Genomic DNA, 19,573 nt, shown 5'->3' with positions numbered 1-19,573 from the left:
ACGCAAGGGGAAAGACAGATTCACGACACGGTAGGAACAACGGCGACGCATGGCAGACACAGGCAATTTACCTTACCGGGACAGACAGCGGGCGTTTATCGACCGGCTGACGCGCCGGATTGTGGTGGGGAGCGGGTGGCTGGTGTTGCTGGCGCTGCTGCTGATCTTTTTCTATCTGCTGTATGTGGTGATCCCGCTGTTTTCCTCTGCGTCGATTCGGCCGCTGGCGCCGGTGGCGGTTGATACCCGCGAGCCGGCGATAGCGCTTGGCATCAGCGACAACGGCCGTTGGGCTTTCCGGGTGGATACGGCCGGTTACGGCGAATTCATCGCGCTTGAGCGCGGCCAGTCCGTAGAACGCGTGCCATTAGCGCCGTCGGTAACGTTGGCGGCGATGAGCGTAGGTGAGCGCCCGCTACTGGTGCTGGGGCAGGCTGACGGCGCGCTGAGCGTGGTGCGTCCGGAAATGCCGCTGTCCGGCGCTGGTGCGCCGCAGTGGCGATATCCGCTGGGTGAGCGGCCGCTGCTGCCGGCCGGGGCGGCGGCGCCGTTGCGGCAACTGGCGGTTGCTGAGTCTGGCGATGTGCTGCGGGTGGCGATGATTGGCGGCGATAACCGGTTGCAACTCTATTCGCTGACGGCCGCTGGCGCTCAGTCCGCCGGGCAGGTCGTGTTGAACGAGCCGGCAGAGCAACTGCTGCTGACGCCGGACGGGCAGCAGCTCTATACCCTGAACGGCAATCGCCTGACGGTGTGGCAACGTGGAGAGCAAGCGCTTACCGCCCGCGAAACGGTGACGTTGCCGGGAACGGCGCCGTTGTCGTTATCGCTGCTGGCGGGCGGCCATTCGTTGCTGGTGAAGTCCGCCGATGGGCGGGTCAGTCAGTGGTTCGATACCCCGGCGGCACAAGGGCCGCGCCTGAGTGAGATTCGTACTTTCCCCACGGTAGGACGGCAGTTGCAACTGGTGATCGAACCGCGTCGCCGCGTTTTCGCCACCCTCGACCCACAGGGGCATTTCTCGCTGTTCGCCAGCAAACAATCCGGTGAGTTGATGAGCGCCTTGCTGACGCCACAGGCCAGGCTGGCGGCGTTTTCTCCCCGCGGACGGGCGCTGCTGGTGGAAACGGACGCTGGCTGGCAACCCTATCAGTTGGACAACGCTTACCCGGATATCGGCTGGCGCGGGCTATGGCAGAAACTCTGGTATGAAAACTATCCCGATCCTGATTATGTCTGGCAGCCGACCGCCGCCGACGACAGTTATCAGGCCAAATTCAGTCTGGTCCCGTTGTTGACCGGCACCTTCAAAGCCGCCCTCTACGCCATGTTGTTCGCCGCGCCGCTGGCGCTGGCCGCCGCGATTTACACCGCCTGCTTCATGGCGCCGGCGCTACGGCGCTGGGTTAAACCCGCGATGGAAATCATGGGCGCGTTGCCGACGGTGGTGATCGGGTTGATTGCCGCGCTCTGGCTGGCGCCGCACATGGCCGCCTATCTGGCCGCTATTCTGTTGCTGCCGCCGCTGTGGGCGCTGGCCGTGCTGGGATGCGGTTGGTTGCTGGAGCAACTGCCCGAGCGCTGGCGACGCGGCGTGTCGGCGGGCTGGGATGCATTACTGTTGATACCGGCGATGTTGCTGATACTGGCGCTGGCCTGCTGGCTGGGGCCGTGGCTGGAAATGCGCCTGCTGGGGCAGCCGCTCTGGCAGTGGATGGGCGATCATTTCAGCCAGCGTAATACGCTGGTGGCAGGGGTGGCGCTGGGGTTTGCGCTGATCCCGCTGATTTTTTCGCTGGCGGAGGATGCGCTGTTCAGCGTGCCGACACGGCTGAGTCAGGGTTCGCTGGCGCTGGGGGCGACGGCGTGGCAAACGCTGTGGCGGGTGGTGCTGCCGTCGGCCAGTTCCGGTATTTTCGCCGCCCTGATGCTCAGCTTCGGCCGTGCAGTGGGCGAAACCATGATTGTGCTGATGGCGACCGGCAACACGCCGGTTATGAACAACAGCCTGTTTCAGGGGTTACGATCGCTGGCGGCCAATATCGCCATCGAAATGCCGGAAGCGGCGATGTCCAGCGCGCACTATCGGGTGCTGTTTTTGGCTGCGCTGGTGCTGTTTGTGTTTACCTTTGTGGTCAATTCGCTGGCGGAGGTGATTCGCCAGCGTCTGCGTCGCCGCTATCGCGATGAAGGAGAATTGTCATGAAGCGCTGGTTCGGCACCGGAACGCCCTGGGTATGGCTGACGGCGTCCGCCATTACCTTCAGCCTGATTGCCATGATCGCGGTATTTGTGCTGCTGGTCGGGCAGAGCGCGCGCTATCTGTGGCCGCAGCCGGTGTGGCTATTTAGCCTGCAGGATTCGCAGGGCAGTGCGCGGCAATTGATCGGCGAGCGCTACGACGCGCAGCGTCTGACCCGGCAACAGCTGACGGATGCCGGCGTGGTGAATGCGCCCGCCGAAGGCGCTACCCGTTATCTGCTCAAGACCGGGTGGCGGGAGTTTTACGGTCAGAGCTTTCAGACATTGCTGTCCACGTCGGTGACGGATGCCCGCCAGCCTGCTGACGTGCTGGCGGTGCGCCGCACCACCAACGGTATGGCCTATGGTTATCTTGACGGCATGACCGAGGACGGGCAGCCGCTGGTGTCCGACAATCTGTCGTCGACGCTGCAACAACGCATTTTGCAGGTGCGGCAATTGATGGCGCGCGCTCAGACTCTGCGCCTGGGGGAGATGAACCGGGTTAACCAGCAGTTCGACGCGCTGCGGCTGCAGGAAGAGAAACTGCGCCGGGAAAACCGGTTGGGCGATCAGGCGCAGGCGCGCCTCAAAGCTGAACGCACCGAGCTGGAGCGTCATTTCAACGAGCTCAATCAGCAACTGATAGCGTTCAATGTCGACATCAACCGGAGCGCCGTGCTGCTGCGGGATGCGCAAGGACAACGGCATACCATTCCGGTTAGGATGATCGACCGGGCCTGGTACCCGAATGCGATGACAATCCCTGAGAAAGCGCAGCAGACGCTGCAGGTGCTGGGCACCATGCTGACCCGGTTCGAGCCGGACGACAGCAGCCCCGGCCAGCTGTTTCCGGCAATTTTCGGCACCGTGCTGCTGGTTATTTTAATGTCGGTTATCGTGATGCCGCTGGGGGTGGTGGCGGCGGTCTATCTGCACGAGTACGCCGACAACAACAGCCTGACGCGCTGGGTACGGATTGCCGTGGCGAATCTGGCCGGGGTGCCGTCGATCGTCTACGGCGTGTTCGGGCTGGGATTTTTTGTTTATCTGGTAGGCGGTACGCTGGATAGCCTGTTTTACGCCGAGTCGCTGCCTAACCCGACGTTCGGCACTCCGGGGCTGTTGTGGGCGTCGCTCACGCTGGCGCTGCTGACGCTGCCGGTGGTGATTGTGTCCACCGAAGAGGGGTTGTCGCGTATTCCGGTGTCGGTGCGTCATGGCTCGCTGGCGCTGGGGGCGACCCGGGCGGAAACCCTGTGGCGGGTGGTGTTGCCGATGGCGGTGCCGGCGATGATGACCGGGCTGATTCTGGCGGTGGCGCGAGCGGCGGGGGAAACCGCGCCGCTGATGCTGGTGGGCGTAGTGAAGTCGGTGCCGGCGCTGCCGGTGGATGATATCTTCCCCTACCTGCATCTGGAGCGGAAATTCATGCATCTGGGGTTCCAGATTTATGATCTGGCGTTTCAGAGCCCGGATGTGGAGGCCGCCCGTCCGCTGGTGTACACCACCGCGCTGTTGCTGGTGCTGATTGTGGTGGCGTTGAATCTGGCAGCGATCGGCATTCGCCATGTGCTGCGTGAAAAATACCGAGCGATGTCACTCTGAGTGGCGGGAGAACCGTGGTGGGAGAAATAGTGATGGGCATGCCTAAACAGCTGGAACGACTCCCCGTGATGGACGTCCACCGGTTGACGGATGATCAAACGGCCTTGTCGGTAGACGGGCTGAATCTGTATTACGGCGACAAGCAGGCGCTGAGCGATATATCCCTGCGTATTCCGAAGCACCGCGTGACCGCGTTGATTGGGCCGTCCGGGTGCGGTAAATCCACCTTGTTGCGTTGTTTTAACCGCATGAACGACCTGATGGATACGTGCCGCATTGAAGGCGATATCCGTCTGCAAGGCATGCCCATCAACGATCCGGCGGTGGATGTGTCGACGCTGCGCCGCCGGGTCGGCATGGTATTTCAGCGCCCGAATCCATTCCCCAAATCCATCTATGAAAACGTGATTTACGGCCTGCGTCTGCAGGGCGTGAAAGACCGGCGTATGCTGGATGAAGCGGTGGAAAATGCGCTGCGGGCCGCGGCCTTGTGGCATGAAGTAAAAGACCGGCTTGGCGACAATGCGCTGACGCTCTCCAGCGGCCAGCAGCAGCGGCTGGTGATCGCCCGCGCCATCGCTATCGAACCGGAGGTGCTGTTGCTGGATGAACCCACTTCGGCGCTCGATCCGATCTCGACGCTGGTGATCGAAGAGCTGATCGGCGCGCTGAAACGCCGCTTTACGCTGGTGCTGGTGACCCACAACATGCAGCAGGCGGCGCGGGTATCCGATTATACGGCGTTTATTCATCATGGCCGGTTGATTGAATATAACGAGACCGACGCGCTGTTTACCGCTCCGGCCGAACGCCGTACCGAGGACTATATTACCGGTCGTTTCGGTTAAGCTGCGCCTCACGATAATGGGATATTTTCGTGAGGCGGTTTGTTCACTTTACGTTATGCAGCGATAAGTTCTGTGCTGCGATAAGTTCATCGGTTCATAACCTTACATTTCAATTAAATAAAAAGTAGCGCAGAAAAACCACAATAAATAAATATTTTCTTCTGTGGCGGCGGTAGCGCCAGTTTTACTTATTTCCTTTATTTGATCTGTGTCAGCTTTATTTTATTTATTGCCTAACCAAAATTGGTTATGTCTGTTTTTGACTGGATGGAATTGATTAGGTGAATTACTATTTCTTTCGCAGCAATTGGCTGTCTATTTAAATGGAATTGCTAGGGATGAAAAAGTCTATAAAAATGGGGTTGGCTCTGGGATTACTTCTGGCTACGGCGTCTTCTGCGTACAGTGCGCCTGCGCCTGCACTGAGTGGATTACGTATTAAAGTGTTATCCGGGGTATATGGCGGAACCTGGCAATATGCACCCGTCAACGCGGTTTCGATAGGCCCGGGCTACGCGGGCGGCACACTGCAGATTGCCGTGGTTGAAACCGGGTATGGTGGTAATCGTATTGGCTGGATCAACGGCGAACAAAAGAAACCTGACTCAGTGAAACTGGCGTGTCTGGTGAGAGGCGAGATGACGGATAATTGCCCGAGAGGCGCGACAGGTGCGGGATGGATTGCGTATTTTAGTGCGAACTATCAGTCATCAGTGACTTTCCGCTATCAATCGACGTCGGCTAATTTCCCCTATAAAACATTGAGCACGTCACTCACGATTAAGTAATATTTATTCGGTGATTTTTTTCAAAATACCGTATCGATAAGACGACACCTTACAGGCAGCACATACGCTGCCTGTTGTAATAACAGCCGTACTGACAAGCTTATATCCTGATAGGCTTACATCCTGACAGCCCGCCTCACTGACTATTTTTTGCAGACAGTATTCAAAATCCTTACGTGTTCCGTGTCAGGCGTGCGTTATTATGCCATCTTACCCTGAGATGAAAGATAGCAAGTCGTACAAAAAATAAATTAACGGTAATATTTACTGGCTAATTGGTTTTGATTTATATTTCCCGTTTGGTTTTTATTTTTATTTTATTTATTTTTTCTTTTATTTTTATTTGTTTCTTAAATGATGTTGGTTATCTCATTTTTTTACTGGAGGCAATTTTTTGTGCTGATTAGTATTTCATGGCAGCAATGGGCTGCATATTTTAATGGAACCACTCAGGATGAGAATGTCTATAAAAATAGGTTTTACGCTGGGTATGGTCGTGGCGGCGCTATCGCCAGTTTATGCTCAAACCTCTGATGAGCCGGTACAAACCGTAATTACCGCGCTCGATTCTCCATTTATCGATCATCCGCTGTCGGCCGGTTCAGAACAGGACGTGTCCTCTTCCGAACATAAAGCGCTGCGTGCGCCGGCGCCGGCGTTGAGTTCGGTGCAGGTGTACGCGGTGTATTCCTCGCTGAAAGGCGGCTGGCAGGCGGTGCCGACCAATACCATTACACTGTCAGGTTATGCCGGCGGAACGCTACGCATCGCCGTGCTGGAAGTGGGGTATGGCGGTAACCGCATTGGCTGGCTGAACGGCGGGCAAACCAGCCCGTATCAGGTTAACCCCGTTTGTATTGTTAATGGTCGTTATACCGAAAGCTGCCCGGCTGGCTACACCGTTGCGGGTTGGATGGCGTATTTCAATGCAGACAATATGTCGTCGGTGGTATTCCGTTATCAATCCACATCGACCAATTTCCCGAATCGCACGCTGAGCACGTCGCTCAATATTCAGTAAGTGCCATGCAACATTCAGTAAGTGCCATACAACAGGCGGCGTATGCGCTGCCTGTTGTTTTAAACAGTTTTGTTTTAAGGCGTGATTCATCAGACGGAAATAACGTACCTGAGTTGGATAAATGGGCGTATTGAGCAGCATTTTATGTGTTGGATCAAAATAATTGATACGCGTCATTAATTATCCGTGTGATTGATCCCGGCGGTGATAAAATAGCGTCGGTTTTCATTCACGCGTATTAAACGGTAGGCATTATGAGATTCAGCACCATGAGCGAAGGTGACATCATCACCGAGCTTTGTCGGCGGATAAAAGACGCGCGTATTCAGCAACGGTTGTCGCAGGTGGATCTGGCCGAGCGGGCCGGGCTTGGTATCGCCACTATCAAGCGGGCGGAAATGGGCGAGTCCATTACCCTGAGCAGCCTGCTGGCGATTCTGCGCGGGTTGAATCGCTTACATCAGCTGGAAGGCGTGCTGTTTGATACCGAAGTCGAAAATTTCAATGCGCGCCTGAATGGCGGGCAAACACGTACGCCGTTGCGCATACGCAAGAAAAACACTAACGCCCCTGCGTCGGTCGCCGCGCCGGAGTCGATGCCCAAACCGGTCGCCAGCGCGCTTGACTGGTATGTTTCCGCCGCTGAAAACAACCTGATCTGGTCCTGGCCGGATAGCGAGAAAAAACCTTCCTGAAAAAACGCCGGGCATTAGCCCGGCGCGTGAGTCTGTTTTAACTGCCTGTAAATGAACGCTTACTCGCACTGCACCACTTTGATCGCCAGACCGCCGCGGGAGGTTTCGCGGTATTTGGCGTTCATGTCTTTACCGGTCTCGTACATGGTTTCAATCACTTTATCCAGCGAGACGCGGGGTTCGCTGGCGCGGCGGATTGCCATGCGCGCGGCGTTGATGGCCTTGACGGAGGCGATGGCGTTGCGTTCGATGCACGGCACCTGAACCTGACCGGCTACCGGGTCGCAGGTCAGCCCCAGATTGTGTTCCATACCGATCTCAGCGGCGATGCATACCTGCTCCGGGTTGGCGCCCAGCAGTTCCGCCAGACCGGCCGCCGCCATTGAACAGGCTACGCCCACTTCGCCCTGACAACCCACTTCCGCTCCGGAAATAGATGCGTTCATCTTGAACAGAATGCCGATGGCGCCGGCCGCCAGAAAATAGCGCAGGCAGGTGTCCGGCGTTACCGGCTGGATGAAGCGGTCATAATACGCCAGTACGGCGGGAATGATGCCGCACGCGCCGTTGGTCGGCGCCGTCACCACCCGGCCGCCGGCGGCATTTTCTTCCGACACCGCCATGGCGAACATGTTTACCCAATCCATCGCGTCCATCGGGTCGTTGGAAAAACGGCCGTTGGTGAACAACAGACGGTGCAACGCCGAGGCGCGGCGCGGCACCCGCAGCGGGCCGGGCAGGACGCCTTCGGTGTTCATGCCGCGATGAATGGCGTTCTGCATGGTTTGCCAGACGCTGGCGAAATAGGCTTCCAGCGCGTCGCGGCCGTGCATGGCGATTTCGTTTTTCATCACCACCGCCGACAGCGACAGGCAGTTGTCGTGGCAGTGCTGTAACAATTGCCGGGCGGAATAGAACGGCCAGGGCGCGCGCTCTTCCTGCGTCATCGGCTGGCCGAAGTGCTCCTGATCGACCACGAAACCGCCGCCGATGGAGTAGTAGGTTTTGCTGTACAGCACCTTCTGGCTGGCGTCGAGCGCGCGGATCGTCATGCCGTTTTCATGCAGCGGCAGGTTCTCCGGCTGAAAGCGCAGCGCGCTGTCCAGCGGGAAGCTGACGTCGTACTGTCCGTTGAGCAGCGGCAGGCGGCGGCTATGCTGCACCTGTTGAATAAACGCCGGGATGGCGTCGATATCCACGCTGTCCGGCAGGTTGCCCGCCAGCCCCATAATGATGGCGATGTCGGTATGGTGGCCCTTGCCGGTCAGGGCCAGCGAGCCGTAAACATCAACGATAATGGCGTCAACCGATGAAATCAGAGACAGGCTGACCAGATCGTCCGTGAACATGTTGCCAGCTTTCATCGGGCCAACGGTATGCGAACTGGAAGGGCCGATACCAATTTTGAAAATATCAAATACGCTGACCATAGGGGGTTCCTTTCAGCTGACGCAGGCAGTCGGGCCGCCTGCGTCGGGAGGGGACGGAGGTATTACTCGAACAGGGTGTAGACGATGGCGGTGATGGCGATCAGACCCAGCAGGGTGACGAACACATTGCTCAGCGCGCCGCTGTACTGGCGCATAGCCGGCACTTTACGGATGGCGTACATCGGCATCAGGAACAGCAGACAGGCGATAACCGGGCCGCCCATCGTTTCAATCATACCCAGAATGCTTGGGTTAAGGGTGGCGACCAGCCAGGTGGTGACCAGCATGAACAATGCGGTGATGCGGTTCAGTTTGGTGGTCGAGACGGTCTTGCCGCGGCTGCGCAGCATTTTCACCATCATGCCGTTAAGGCCTTCGCCGGCGCCCAGATAGTGGCCGAGGAACGACTTGGAGATAGCGATGGTGGCGATAACCGGCGCCATATACCCCATGACCGGGTTGTTAAAATGGTTAGCCAGGTAGGACAGAATCGAAATGTTCTGCGTCTTGGCTTCCATCAGCTCCGCCGGAGAGAGCGCCAGTACGCAGCTGAACACGAAGAACATCACGGTCAGCACCATCATGGTGTGGCTGCAGGCCAGAATGCGGGAGCATTTTCTCTCGGCGTTGTCGCCATACTCGCGGCGTTTGGCGACCGCGAAAGATGAAATGATCGGCGAATGGTTGAAGGAGAACACCATTACCGGAATCGCCAGCCACAGCGTCGCCAGCATGCCGTTGCCGGTGGTGCTGTTGGTCAGGGAAATATTGTGGAAGACCGTGGTATTCCAGTGAGGAATTAAATACAGCGCCAGCATCATTAATACCGCTACGAACGGATAAACCAGCACGCTCATGGCTTTTACAATCATGGCTTCGCCGAAACGGACAATAAACATCAGCCCCAGAATCAATATCAGCGACAGAATCGCCCGCGGCGGCGACGGTAAATGCAGCTGGTGAGTAATAAAGCTGTCAACGGTATTGGTAATGGCTACGCTGTAAACCAGAAGAATCGGATAAATGGCGAAAAAATAGAGCAGGGTGATTAATTTTCCCGCACCGGTGCCGAAATGTTCTTCTACCACTTCGGTAATATCTTCACCGCTTTTTTTGCCGGATAAGACAAAACGGCATAATGCGCGATGAGAATAATAGGTCATTGGAAAAGCAATAATTGCCATGATAATCAACGGAATCAGACCGCCAATACCGGCATTGATGGGCAAAAACAGCACGCCCGCCCCAATTGCCGTGCCGTACAGGCCCAGCATCCAGACGGTATCGCTTTTACGCCAGCCTGAAGCTTGCTCCAGTACCTGACTGCTGTCTTGAATTGTGCTCATGCGTGTTTCTCCTTGGTGAACACAGAGTATAAAAAATACCGTACCGGCGGCAGGCCAATACAGAGATAATTCGCAGGTGTCACACGAGACATCATGTGAATCGGGGTAATCTTTTTTGTGGCTGCATTCTATATCCTGACCGTTGAGGAATAATAGTGAGGCGATCACACAAATGAATTAAGGTCAATTATTTTAACCTCAATTAATTAAAAATAAAATATCAGGATTGATGCGTTAAATTTTTTATTTTCGACGGTATCTTTTTTGATGCGTTAATGCGGTTAATTGAGGGGTAATAAAGCGTAAATATATTTCATGAGAAATAGCGACAGGTGAAATAAATAACCAATGAAACATATTTAATTTGGAGACGGTGAAAATAATAAACCCAATCATCATAATGTCACGTAAAAATCTTGCTTCAGGTACCGGCGAGCCGACGCCGGCCCGCCAGTATCATTAAATGACTCAGCAGCTCAGTTGCTGCTGGGCCCATACCAGCCCGGACTGATAGGCGTCCGGCAACAACGGCGCCAGTGCGCGCAGCGTCTGATTCAGCAGCGCGGCATCCGGGTGATTGAGGTTCAGGTGACCCACCTTGCGGCCCGGGCGCACCTCTTTCTCATACCAGTGCAGGTGCACCAACGGCAGCGCCAGCCAATCGATATTCACGTCGGTGCCGATCAGGTTGACCATCACCGACGGGCTGGCGACGACCGGGGCCGGTAACGGCAGGTCGAGAATCGCGCGCAGGTGCAGTTCGAACTGACTGATGGAGGCGCCGTTTTGCGTCCAGTGGCCGCTATTGTGCACGCGCGGCGCCAGCTCGTTGATCAGCAGGCGATCGCCCACCACGAAGCATTCCATCGCCATCACGCCCACGTAGCCGAGACGATGCATAATGGCCGACAGCATCTGTTCCGCCTGCTGTTGCAGGTGCGGCTGCGGTTGCGGCAATGCCACGCTGGCGCGCAGGATGCCGTCTTCATGCAGGTTGCGGGTCAACGGGTAGAATACGCAGTCGCCTTTTACGTTGCGCGCGCCGACCAGCGATACCTCGCCGGAAAACGCGATGCCCTGTTCAACGATGCACTCGCCGTAGCAGTCGGCAGGCAGGCTATGCTCTTCGCCGGGGCGAATACGCCACTGACCGCGGCCGTCATAACCGCCGACGCGGCGTTTAACGATCGCCAGTTCGCCCAGCGCAGCGAATACCGCCGGCCACTCTTGCGCCGAGGCCAGCAACTGCCAGGGCGCGGTGGCCAGATTCAGTTCGTCCAGCAGCTGTTTTTGGGTGTAGCGATCGGCCAGACGCGGAAAAATATCACGGTTGACGAACGCCGGGTGCTGCGCCAACTGGCGGGTCAACGCCGTTTCCGGCCAGCGTTCGATTTCAGCGGTGATGACGCTGTGTTGCACCGGCACCGATTCCGGCTCCGCATCCAACCCGACCGGATAAACGGCGATGCCCAGCGGCTCGCCGGCCTGGCGCAACATACGGCCCAGTTGGCCGTTACCCAGTACGCAAACCGGTTTCATGCATCCTCCCGCGGATCCGGGTGGTTCAGCACCTCGTCGGTCTGCGCCTGACGCCAGGCGGCCAGACGAGAAGCCAGCTCGCGGTCGTGACGCGCCAGAATCTGCGCGGCCAGCAGGGCGGCGTTAGCGGCGCCGGCTTTGCCGATGGCCAGGGTGCCGACCGGAATGCCGCGCGGCATCTGCACAATCGAATAGAGGCTGTCGACACCGCTTAACGCGGCGCTCTGCACCGGCACGCCCAGCACCGGCACCAGGGTTTTAGCCGCCAGCATACCCGGCAGGTGAGCGGCGCCGCCCGCGCCGGCGATAATAACGTCAAAGCCATTCTGGTCCGCCTGTTCGGCGAAGCTGAACAGTTTATCCGGCGTGCGGTGCGCGGAGACGACTTCAACGTGATAGGGCAGATTCAGCGTGGTGAGGATCTCTGCAGCAAACTGCATGGTGGCCCAGTCACTCTTTGAACCCATGACAATAGCGATTTTCGCCGGGGCAGCGTTGGATGACATGCCTGTAATGCTCCTGTGGTTTGCATGACGGTGGTGATTCATGTCGATGATCGTGCATGACAGTAATCGTGCATGATGCGGTCATTGCGCGGTGCAACGGCGACCTGAAACCGTAGCCGCAGGTCGCGAGGGCGTAGAGCATACCATGAGCCAGAGGGGAGGAAAACGGTTGCGTGGCGATGAAACGGGCCGTTAAGGGGGAAAATCAGTGTAAACGTCGCGTTACAACGGAAATGAAATCAGACGGACGTCGTCCGCGGTCACCCGCAGCATAGAACCTTCCTGATGCCAGGCGCCCAACACCGCGCGCTCGGCGCGCACGCCGGTCTGATCGATCGGATGAATCGCCGGGCGGTGGGTATGACCGTGAATCATCAGCGTGGCCTGATGGTGCCGCAGGCGGGCCATCACTTCATCGGCGTTGACGTCCATAATGGTCATGGATTTGTGCTGGTTGGCCTGCCGGCTGGCGGCGCGCATACGGGCGGCGATGCGCAGACGAAGGGACAACGGCAGCCACAGGAAAAGCCGCTGGATGAGCGGGTTATGTACTTTGCGGCGGAAGTTCTGGTAGGCGTGATCGTCGGTACACAGGGTATCGCCGTGCAACAGCAACGTGCGACGGCCATAGAGGTCAAGCACCGTTTCCGTGGCGAGCAACCGCAGGCCGCTCTGGCGGGCGAAGCGCGCGCCGAGCAGAAAATCGCGGTTGCCGTGGGCGAAATAGCAGGGTACGCCGCTGTCGGCCAGCGTCTTTAACGCCTGCGCCACCGTGGCGTGCAACGGGGCCGGGTCGTCGTCGCCAATCCAGGCGTCGAACAGATCGCCGAGGATGTAGAGTGCGTCGGCGCCGGGCGCGTCTTCACGCAGAAAACGCAGAAAACCGGCGGTGATCGCCGGTTCCTGTTCGCTCAGATGCAGATCGCTAATAAACAGCGTGGTCATGCAGCAGGCGTTACTCGCTGACGGTTACGCTGGTGACGACCACGTCTTCTTTCGGCACATCCTGATGCATACCGCTGCGGCCGGTGGAGACGGCTTTGATCTTGTCGACCACGTCCATGCCTTCCGCCACTTCGGCGAACACGCAGTAACCCCAGCCGTTTACGCTTTCAGATTTGAAGTTCAGGAAGTCGTTGTCCACCACGTTGATGAAGAACTGAGCGGTCGCTGAATGCGGATCATTGGTGCGGGCCATGGCCAGCGTGCCGCGGTTGTTGCCCAGACCGTTGTTGGCTTCGTTCTTGATCGGCGCGTTGGTGTCTTTCTGGTTCATGCCGGGTTCGAAGCCGCCGCCCTGGATCATGAAGCCGTTGATCACACGGTGGAAAATGGTGTTATCGTAAAAACCGCTGCGGCAGTAGTTCAGGAAGTTTTCCACGGTAACCGGTGCTTTTTCCGGGAAGGTATTGATGACGATGTCGCCGTGGTTGGTATGAAACGTAATCATAGATGAACCTTACTTAGCCATAGTACACAGAATGATGAGAGATATTCACCGAGGCGCCAAGTCGCCAAGAGCGCTCTTATAACATAAGTGAATGGCTGAGTCAGCACAGGGGCGACGCTGGCGGAGAAATGTGGAGACGGGTATGGAAAATACTTCAAATAAACTCATTGATTCTCGATATATTTAGTTGAGTTTATTTGAAATATATTTTTGTTGCGCTAAATCAATAACTGGTTTCATTTTGATATGTTTTTTTACTTTCTAAACTTATCCTTGTTGTAGTTGATAGTCACTCTCGTTAACACGTTGCTCACTCAATAATCATACAGGTAGGTAAATTATGTTGGACCGGATTAATCAGCTGTTGGACAAACCGGATTGCGGCAAGCTGGTTTTGCGACTGTCATTCAGTATTTTGATGCTGTTCCACGGTGTTCATAAGCTGATCGGCGGCGTCGGCGCTATTCAGGGAATGCTGGCGGCTTATGGTCTGCCCGGGTTCATCGCCTACGGCGTGTTCATGGGGGAAGTGTTGATGCCGGTGCTGATGATTCTCGGCATCCTGACTCGCCCGGCCGCGCTGATTTTCTCTGTCACCATGATCGCGGCGTTGCTGCTGGCTGAACCGCAGGCGCTGTTCATGCTGGAAAAAACCGGCGCATGGGGCGCGGAAGGCGTGGCGGTTTACTTCTTTGCCGGTATCGTGATTGCGTTGCTGGGCAGTGGTAAATATTCCGTAATGAGTGACCCGCGCTGGCGCTAAGCTTGATAGACGGTAACGGATTTATCCGGCTGCGACTGGCAGCCATGCAAACCCGGCGATATCGCCGGGTTTGTGCGTTTAGAGGCAGCTCAGGACGCGAAACCACAGGGGATGCCGAATATTAGGCGCACCCGCTTGCAATAGGGCAGGGTTCAGGTTTCAATACGCAGCTAAGAAGCCTATCCCAATAAGGCTATTTTACTTGCCATTTTGGCCCTGGGCAGTGCTCGAAATCCTCACGTACTACGTGTACGCTCCGGGTTCTCCGCGCTGTCCGAGTCCAAACTGGCTGCGCCAATGACGCCTATTGAGATAGGCTCTACGTCCGAAAACCGGATAAAAACCGACTTTATTACGCGTACCGCAGACAACGATGCACATCTCCTGCGAACACCATGGAATGCCCTGATGCTAAAGATCTTTAATACCCTGAGTCGTCAAAAAGAGGAATTCAAACCCATCCACGCTGGCAAGGTTGGCATGTATGTGTGCGGGATAACCGTTTACGACCTGTGTCATATCGGTCATGGGCGGACGTTTGTGGCATTTGACGTGGTGGCGCGCTACCTGCGCTATCTGGGGTACGACGTAAAATATGTACGCAATATCACCGACATTGACGACAAGATCATCAAACGTGCGACGGAAAACGGTGAAACCATCACGCAACTGACCGATCGCATGATCGGTGAAATGCACACCGACTTCGACGCGCTGAATATCCAGCGCCCGGATGAAGAGCCCCGTGCAACGCATTACATGGCGGAAATCATTGAGCTGGTGGAAAAATTGATCGCCCGTCGTCACGCTTACGTAGCGAATAACGGCGACGTGATGTTTTCAGTCGATACCGCGCCGGGTTACGGCGCGCTGTCCCGTCAGGATCTGGAGCAACTGAAAGCCGGGGCGCGGGTGGAAATCACCGAGGTGAAACGCAACCCGATGGACTTCGTGCTGTGGAAAATGTCCAAAGCCGGCGAACCGAGCTGGCCGTCGCCGTGGGGCAATGGCCGTCCTGGCTGGCACATTGAGTGTTCGGCGATGAACTGCAAGCAGTTGGGCGAGCATTTCGACATTCATGGCGGCGGGTCCGACCTGATGTTTCCGCACCACGAAAACGAGATTGCCCAGTCTACCTGCGCGCACGGCGGCGATTATGTGAATTACTGGTTGCATACTGGCATGGTGATGGTCGATCGGGAGAAGATGTCCAAGTCGCTGAACAACTTCTTCACTATGCGCGATGTGCTGACGCACTACGATGCCGAAACCATCCGCTATTTCCTGATCTCCGGCCACTATCGCAGCCAACTGAATTACACGGAAGAAAACCTCAAGCAAGCGCGTGCCTCGCTGGAGCGCCTGTACACCGCGCTGCGCGGTACCGATGCCGCCGCGCCGGCGGCGGGGGGCGATGACTTCGAAAGCCGTTTCCGCGACGCGATGGACGATGACTTTAATACGCCGGAAGCCTACTCGGTGCTGTTCGACATGGCCCGTGAGGTTAACCGCCTGAAAGCGGAAGATGCGGCGGCGGCCAACGGTCTGGCGGCGGCGTTGCGTAAGCTGGCCGGCGTACTGGGGCTGCTGGAGCAGGATCCGGAGCTGTTTTTGCAAAGCGGCGCGCAGGCCGACGACGGCGAAGTACAGGAAATCGAAGCCCTGATCAAACAGCGCAACGATGCCCGTCAGTCCAAAGACTGGGCGCTGGCCGATGCGGCGCGCAACCGGCTGACCGAAATGGGCATCGTGCTGGAAGACGGCCCGCAGGGCACTATTTGGCGTCGCAAGTAATCCTGGCGTCGTAAATAATCGCGGCTCGCCGGACGGCGTTCCTCCAATAGAAAAGGCCCGGCTTTTCCGGGCCTTTTCTCATCATTGGGGTGCTACGAAGTCGTGTCGTTACGAAAACCGGCGTGTCATGCCTGAACGGTAACGGACTCTCCGTCAAAACTCACAACCTGACCCGCGACGATTTTGCAGCGCTTGCGGGTTTCGGTCTGGCCGTCGACGGTCACTTCACCGGCGGCAATCGCCTGTTTGGCGGCGGCGCCGCTTTCGCTCCAGCCTTGCAGTTTCAGCAGGTCGCACAGTTCCACGTGCGGGTGTTTATCCAGATGGAATACGTTCATGGGTGATTACGCCTGTGCCGTTGTGTCGTGGTATTCCTCGCAGGCCTGCAAGGTGTTCTGAATCAGCGTTGCGACCGTCATCGGCCCCACGCCGCCCGGCACCGGCGTGATGTACGCGGCGCGCTCTGCGGCTTCGTCAAACTTCACGTCGCCCACCACTTTGCCGTTTTCCAGCCGGTTGATGCCGACGTCAATCACGATGGCGCCCGGTTTGATCCACTCGCCCGGAATAAAGCCCGGTTTGCCTACGGCCACGACCAGCAGGTCGGCGTGTTCGACGTGATGACGCAGGTCTTTGGTGAAGCGGTGGGTAACGGTGGTAGTGCAGCCTGCCAGCAGCAGTTCCATGCTCATCGGACGGCCGACGATGTTGGATGCGCCTACCACCACGGCGTTGAGGCCGAACATGTTGACGTCATAGCGTTCGAGCAGCGTGACGATGCCGCGCGGGGTGCAAGGGCGCAGCAGCGGCGCGCGCTGGCACAGCCGGCCGACGTTATACGGATGGAAACCGTCCACATCTTTGTCCGGCGCGATGCGCTCGATGACCTTGGTATTATCGATTCCCGCCGGCAACGGCAACTGAACCAGAATACCGTCGATAGCGGCATCGGCGTTCAGTTCGTCGATCAGCGCCAGCAGTTCCGGCTCGGTGGTGGTGGCCGGCAGGTCGTAAGAGCGGGAAACGAAACCGACTTCCTCGCAGACCTTACGCTTGCTGGCGACATAAATCTGCGAAGCGGGGTTGTCGCCCACCAGCACGACTGCCAGCCCCGGCGCGCGTTTACCTTCGGCCAGTCGTTGTTTCACGCGCACGGCTACTTCGTCTTTTACCTGCTGCGCAATCGTTTTACCATCAATAATTTTTGCAACCATGTACAGAAAATCCATCATTTTCAATGCGGGGGGAATGCGCCTATTTTGGCAGAAGCGGCGCGGGCTGTCAGGCGTTGTATGGTGATTAATTGTGATGTCTGGCTTGTCAATGACGTTAGCGCTTCAGGAATGAGCGCGGTTTAACGGTTTTCTGGCGTAAAGCAGCGCTATATCAATCTATAACTATAAGAACAAATTATTGCGGTATGTTTCTCCCAGGCCGATGTACCACTTTAGGAGGAGTAAAGTTTCAGTGTCGAAGGTCGATGAAAATTGGATTATTAATTTTCTTGTTGATTATTTCTGACGTGATGAAATCAACGCATATCTGGGATCAAACTACTACCCGGGATAAAGCTATCACCCGGGATCAAACAAGGGGCGGCACATGCTTCGATTATCCTCTCTTTCTATTCGTTACAAGTTTGCTCTGGCGCTAATGCCGCTACTGGTCGCTCTGCTGTGGTTTTCCGCCAGCGGCGTGTTGGAGCGCCGTCAGGCGGAGCAGGACATGGCGCAGTTTTCCCAGTTGCTGTCGCTGGCGCAGCGGGCCGGTAATGCCGCCCACGCCCTGCAACGCGAACGCGGCATGAGTTCCGGCTTCATCGGCAGCAAGGGGCAGAAATTCGCCGACCCGCTGCGAACCCAGCGCGTTGAAACCGATAAAGCATTAGCCGCATTGTGGGAAGGTCAATCCGCGCTGGCCCTATCCAGCTCCGCCGGGGGGATCGCGCAGCGTCTGAGCCGCCTGCAGGAGCGCCTGCAAACACGGTCTTCGCTGCGCGCTCAGGTAGATGGTTTCTCGCTGCCCACGTCGCAAGTCGTGGGGTGGTACACCGCCAACATCAGCGATCTTATCGCACTGGTGGGAGATATGAGCCATCTGGTGACGAATGGCGGGCTGGTAACCCGCGTGGCGGCCTATTACAACGTGCTGAATATCAAGGAACAGGCGGGCATCATGCGCGCATTGTTGTCCGAAGTGTTCGCTGTGGATCGTTTTGCGCCGGGTCAGTACGAGCGTTTCAGCCAACTGGTCGGCATGGAAAACGCGTACACCAATGTTTTTAATCAGTTTGCCCAGCCGGCGCTCAGCCAGCGCATGCAAGACTCAATGAGCAGTGCGGCGGTGCAACCGGCGCTGAAAATGCGCGATGCCGCGTTTGCCAAAGCCGCGACCGGAGGATTTGGGGTTGACGCCAACGAGTGGTTCACACAGCAGACACAGCGTATCGACCAGCTGAAAGCCATCGAGGATGCGGCATCGACGGATTTGCTGAGCTGGGCGGACACGCTGGAAAAACAGGCCCGGCTGAGCGGGTACGGTTATCTGGGCGGCGCGGTGGCGGCGTTATTGCTGGCGCTGCTGCTGGCGGTGCTGGTGGCGCGCAATGTCTATCAGCAATTGACCTCGACGCTGAAAACCATTGATGAAATGGGCAATGACCTGACGTGTCGACTGGATGTTCAGGGGAAGGATGAACTGTCGCAGTTGAATCAGGCTTATAACCGGTCGCTGGAAAATATCGAACATGTGGTGTGTACCATTAAGCAGAGCGCCGGGTTGGTGGAGCGCGCCAGCAATGAAATCGCACAGGGTAATCAGGATCTGGCGCAGCGGACCGACGAACAGGCGGCGTCGCTGGTGGAAACCGCCAGCAGCATGGAACAGATTACCGTGGCGGTAAAACAGACCGCCGATTACGCCGCCCAGGCGTCGGAGCTGATGAAAACCATGGAAGAACAGATTGGCGTGGCCGATCAGGTCACACTGCAGGCCAGCGAAACGATGGCGCTGATTCGCCAGTCCAGCGAGCAGATGTCGCAAATCACCGCGGCGATTGACGCCATCGCGTTTCAGACCAACCTGCTGGCGCTCAATGCGTCGGTGGAAGCGGCCCGGGCAGGCGAGCAAGGGCGTGGGTTTGCCGTGGTGGCGACCGAGGTGCGCAATCTGGCGCAGCGCAGCGCCAACGAGTCGCAGCGTATCAGGGAGCTGATTTCCGGCAGCATCGACCAGGTGCATGCAGGCGTGACGCTGGTTACGCGCAGCAGCGAAACCATGAAGCAGATCATGACCAGTACGTCGCAGGTGCGGGATTTTGTCAGCGATATCGCCACCGCGGCGCGGGAGCAGTCGCTTGGCGTGGATCAGGTGCATCTGGCGCTGAATCAACTGGAACAGGTGACGCAACAGAATGCGGCGCTGGTGTCGCAGGCGGCCAGCGCCAGCCAATTGCTCGACAGGCAGGCCGGCGACATGAAGGAAACCGTCGATCGCTTTGTGGTGGCCGATAACGGTAATGTCCGGGTGGGTCTGCCTCTGTGAT

The 19,573-nt window shown here is 57.2% G+C and carries 17 protein-coding genes; 9 read left to right on the top strand and 8 right to left on the bottom strand.

Annotated elements, in window-relative coordinates; genetic code table 11:
• The first annotated feature begins 49 nt into the window (after positions 1–49).
• From DXX3274_RS15995 to DXX3274_RS15970, 6 genes are all read left to right on the top strand, one after another.
• Positions 50–2,206: an ABC transporter permease subunit gene (locus tag DXX3274_RS15995; RefSeq protein WP_042860621.1), complete on the top strand. Its 2,157-nt coding sequence runs from the start codon at positions 50–52 to the stop codon at positions 2,204–2,206.
• Entirely contained in the window at positions 2,203–3,849 is a 1,647-nt protein-coding gene (pstA, locus tag DXX3274_RS15990; RefSeq protein WP_042860620.1) for a phosphate ABC transporter permease PstA, read from the top strand. The genes DXX3274_RS15995 and pstA overlap by 4 nt, the downstream gene beginning before the upstream one ends.
• A gap of 32 nt (positions 3,850–3,881) precedes the next feature.
• Positions 3,882–4,697, top strand: a complete 816-nt coding sequence (pstB, locus tag DXX3274_RS15985) for a phosphate ABC transporter ATP-binding protein PstB (protein ID WP_038667030.1) — start codon at positions 3,882–3,884, stop codon at positions 4,695–4,697.
• 338 nt (positions 4,698–5,035) lie between these two features.
• Positions 5,036–5,485 carry a DUF4879 domain-containing protein gene (locus DXX3274_RS15980; protein WP_050569893.1) on the top strand — a complete coding sequence of 150 codons (450 nt, stop codon included), beginning with the start codon at positions 5,036–5,038 and terminating at the stop codon, positions 5,483–5,485.
• Positions 5,486–5,945: 460 nt separating this feature from the next.
• Entirely contained in the window at positions 5,946–6,506 is a 561-nt protein-coding gene (locus DXX3274_RS15975) for a YolA family protein (protein WP_193747039.1), read from the top strand.
• Between the two features lie 254 nt (positions 6,507–6,760).
• Positions 6,761–7,201, top strand: coding sequence for a helix-turn-helix domain-containing protein (locus DXX3274_RS15970; RefSeq protein WP_042860618.1), 441 nt, complete (start codon positions 6,761–6,763; stop codon positions 7,199–7,201).
• A gap of 59 nt (positions 7,202–7,260) precedes the next feature.
• Here DXX3274_RS15970 and DXX3274_RS15965 read toward each other — a convergent pair whose 3' ends face one another.
• From DXX3274_RS15965 to ppiB, 6 genes are all read right to left on the bottom strand, one after another.
• Positions 7,261–8,631 (bottom strand): L-serine ammonia-lyase, encoded by a 1,371-nt coding sequence (locus tag DXX3274_RS15965; RefSeq protein WP_042860617.1) that lies wholly within the window; start codon positions 8,629–8,631, stop codon positions 7,261–7,263.
• 62 nt (positions 8,632–8,693) lie between these two features.
• Positions 8,694–9,977 carry an HAAAP family serine/threonine permease gene (locus DXX3274_RS15960; RefSeq protein ID WP_042860616.1) on the bottom strand — a complete coding sequence of 428 codons (1,284 nt, stop codon included), beginning with the start codon at positions 9,975–9,977 and terminating at the stop codon, positions 8,694–8,696.
• Between the two features lie 468 nt (positions 9,978–10,445).
• On the bottom strand, positions 10,446–11,516 hold the full coding sequence (gene purK, locus DXX3274_RS15955; RefSeq protein WP_042860615.1) for a 5-(carboxyamino)imidazole ribonucleotide synthase: 1,071 nt from the start codon (positions 11,514–11,516) through the stop codon (positions 10,446–10,448).
• Positions 11,513–12,022, bottom strand: a complete 510-nt coding sequence (gene purE, locus DXX3274_RS15950; protein WP_038919775.1) for a 5-(carboxyamino)imidazole ribonucleotide mutase — start codon at positions 12,020–12,022, stop codon at positions 11,513–11,515. The genes purK and purE overlap by 4 nt, the downstream gene beginning before the upstream one ends.
• Positions 12,023–12,244: 222 nt before the next feature.
• Positions 12,245–12,967, bottom strand: a complete 723-nt coding sequence (lpxH, locus tag DXX3274_RS15945; RefSeq protein WP_042860613.1) for a UDP-2,3-diacylglucosamine diphosphatase — start codon at positions 12,965–12,967, stop codon at positions 12,245–12,247.
• A gap of 10 nt (positions 12,968–12,977) precedes the next feature.
• Entirely contained in the window at positions 12,978–13,472 is a 495-nt protein-coding gene (ppiB, locus tag DXX3274_RS15940) for a peptidylprolyl isomerase B (RefSeq protein WP_038667053.1), read from the bottom strand.
• A gap of 340 nt (positions 13,473–13,812) precedes the next feature.
• On the opposite strand from ppiB, the gene DXX3274_RS15935 reads away from it, so the two are divergent.
• Both DXX3274_RS15935 and cysS read left to right on the top strand, forming a co-directional pair.
• Positions 13,813–14,235, top strand: coding sequence for a DoxX family protein (locus DXX3274_RS15935; protein ID WP_042860612.1), 423 nt, complete (start codon positions 13,813–13,815; stop codon positions 14,233–14,235).
• A gap of 408 nt (positions 14,236–14,643) precedes the next feature.
• Complete coding sequence (gene cysS / locus DXX3274_RS15930) at positions 14,644–16,029, top strand: cysteine--tRNA ligase (RefSeq protein ID WP_042860611.1); 1,386 nt, start codon at positions 14,644–14,646, stop codon at positions 16,027–16,029.
• Positions 16,030–16,154: 125 nt separating this feature from the next.
• Here cysS and ybcJ read toward each other — a convergent pair whose 3' ends face one another.
• Together ybcJ and folD are read right to left on the bottom strand one after the other, a co-directional pair.
• On the bottom strand, positions 16,155–16,367 hold the full coding sequence (gene ybcJ / locus DXX3274_RS15925; RefSeq protein WP_042860610.1) for a ribosome-associated protein YbcJ: 213 nt from the start codon (positions 16,365–16,367) through the stop codon (positions 16,155–16,157).
• Between the two features lie 6 nt (positions 16,368–16,373).
• A complete protein-coding gene (gene folD, locus DXX3274_RS15920; protein ID WP_038921072.1) occupies positions 16,374–17,243 on the bottom strand; it encodes a bifunctional methylenetetrahydrofolate dehydrogenase/methenyltetrahydrofolate cyclohydrolase FolD in 870 nt (289 codons plus the stop codon).
• A gap of 388 nt (positions 17,244–17,631) precedes the next feature.
• On the opposite strand from folD, the gene DXX3274_RS15915 reads away from it, so the two are divergent.
• Positions 17,632–19,572: a methyl-accepting chemotaxis protein gene (locus tag DXX3274_RS15915; RefSeq protein ID WP_042860609.1), complete on the top strand. Its 1,941-nt coding sequence runs from the start codon at positions 17,632–17,634 to the stop codon at positions 19,570–19,572.
• Position 19,573 lies beyond the last annotated feature (1 nt).

Source organism: Dickeya sp. NCPPB 3274 (assembly GCF_000406205.1).
Lineage (GTDB): Bacteria > Pseudomonadota > Gammaproteobacteria > Enterobacterales > Enterobacteriaceae > Dickeya > Dickeya fangzhongdai.
Note: the sequence above shows the minus strand (reverse complement) of the source record. Positions and strands in the feature narration are given on the sequence as shown.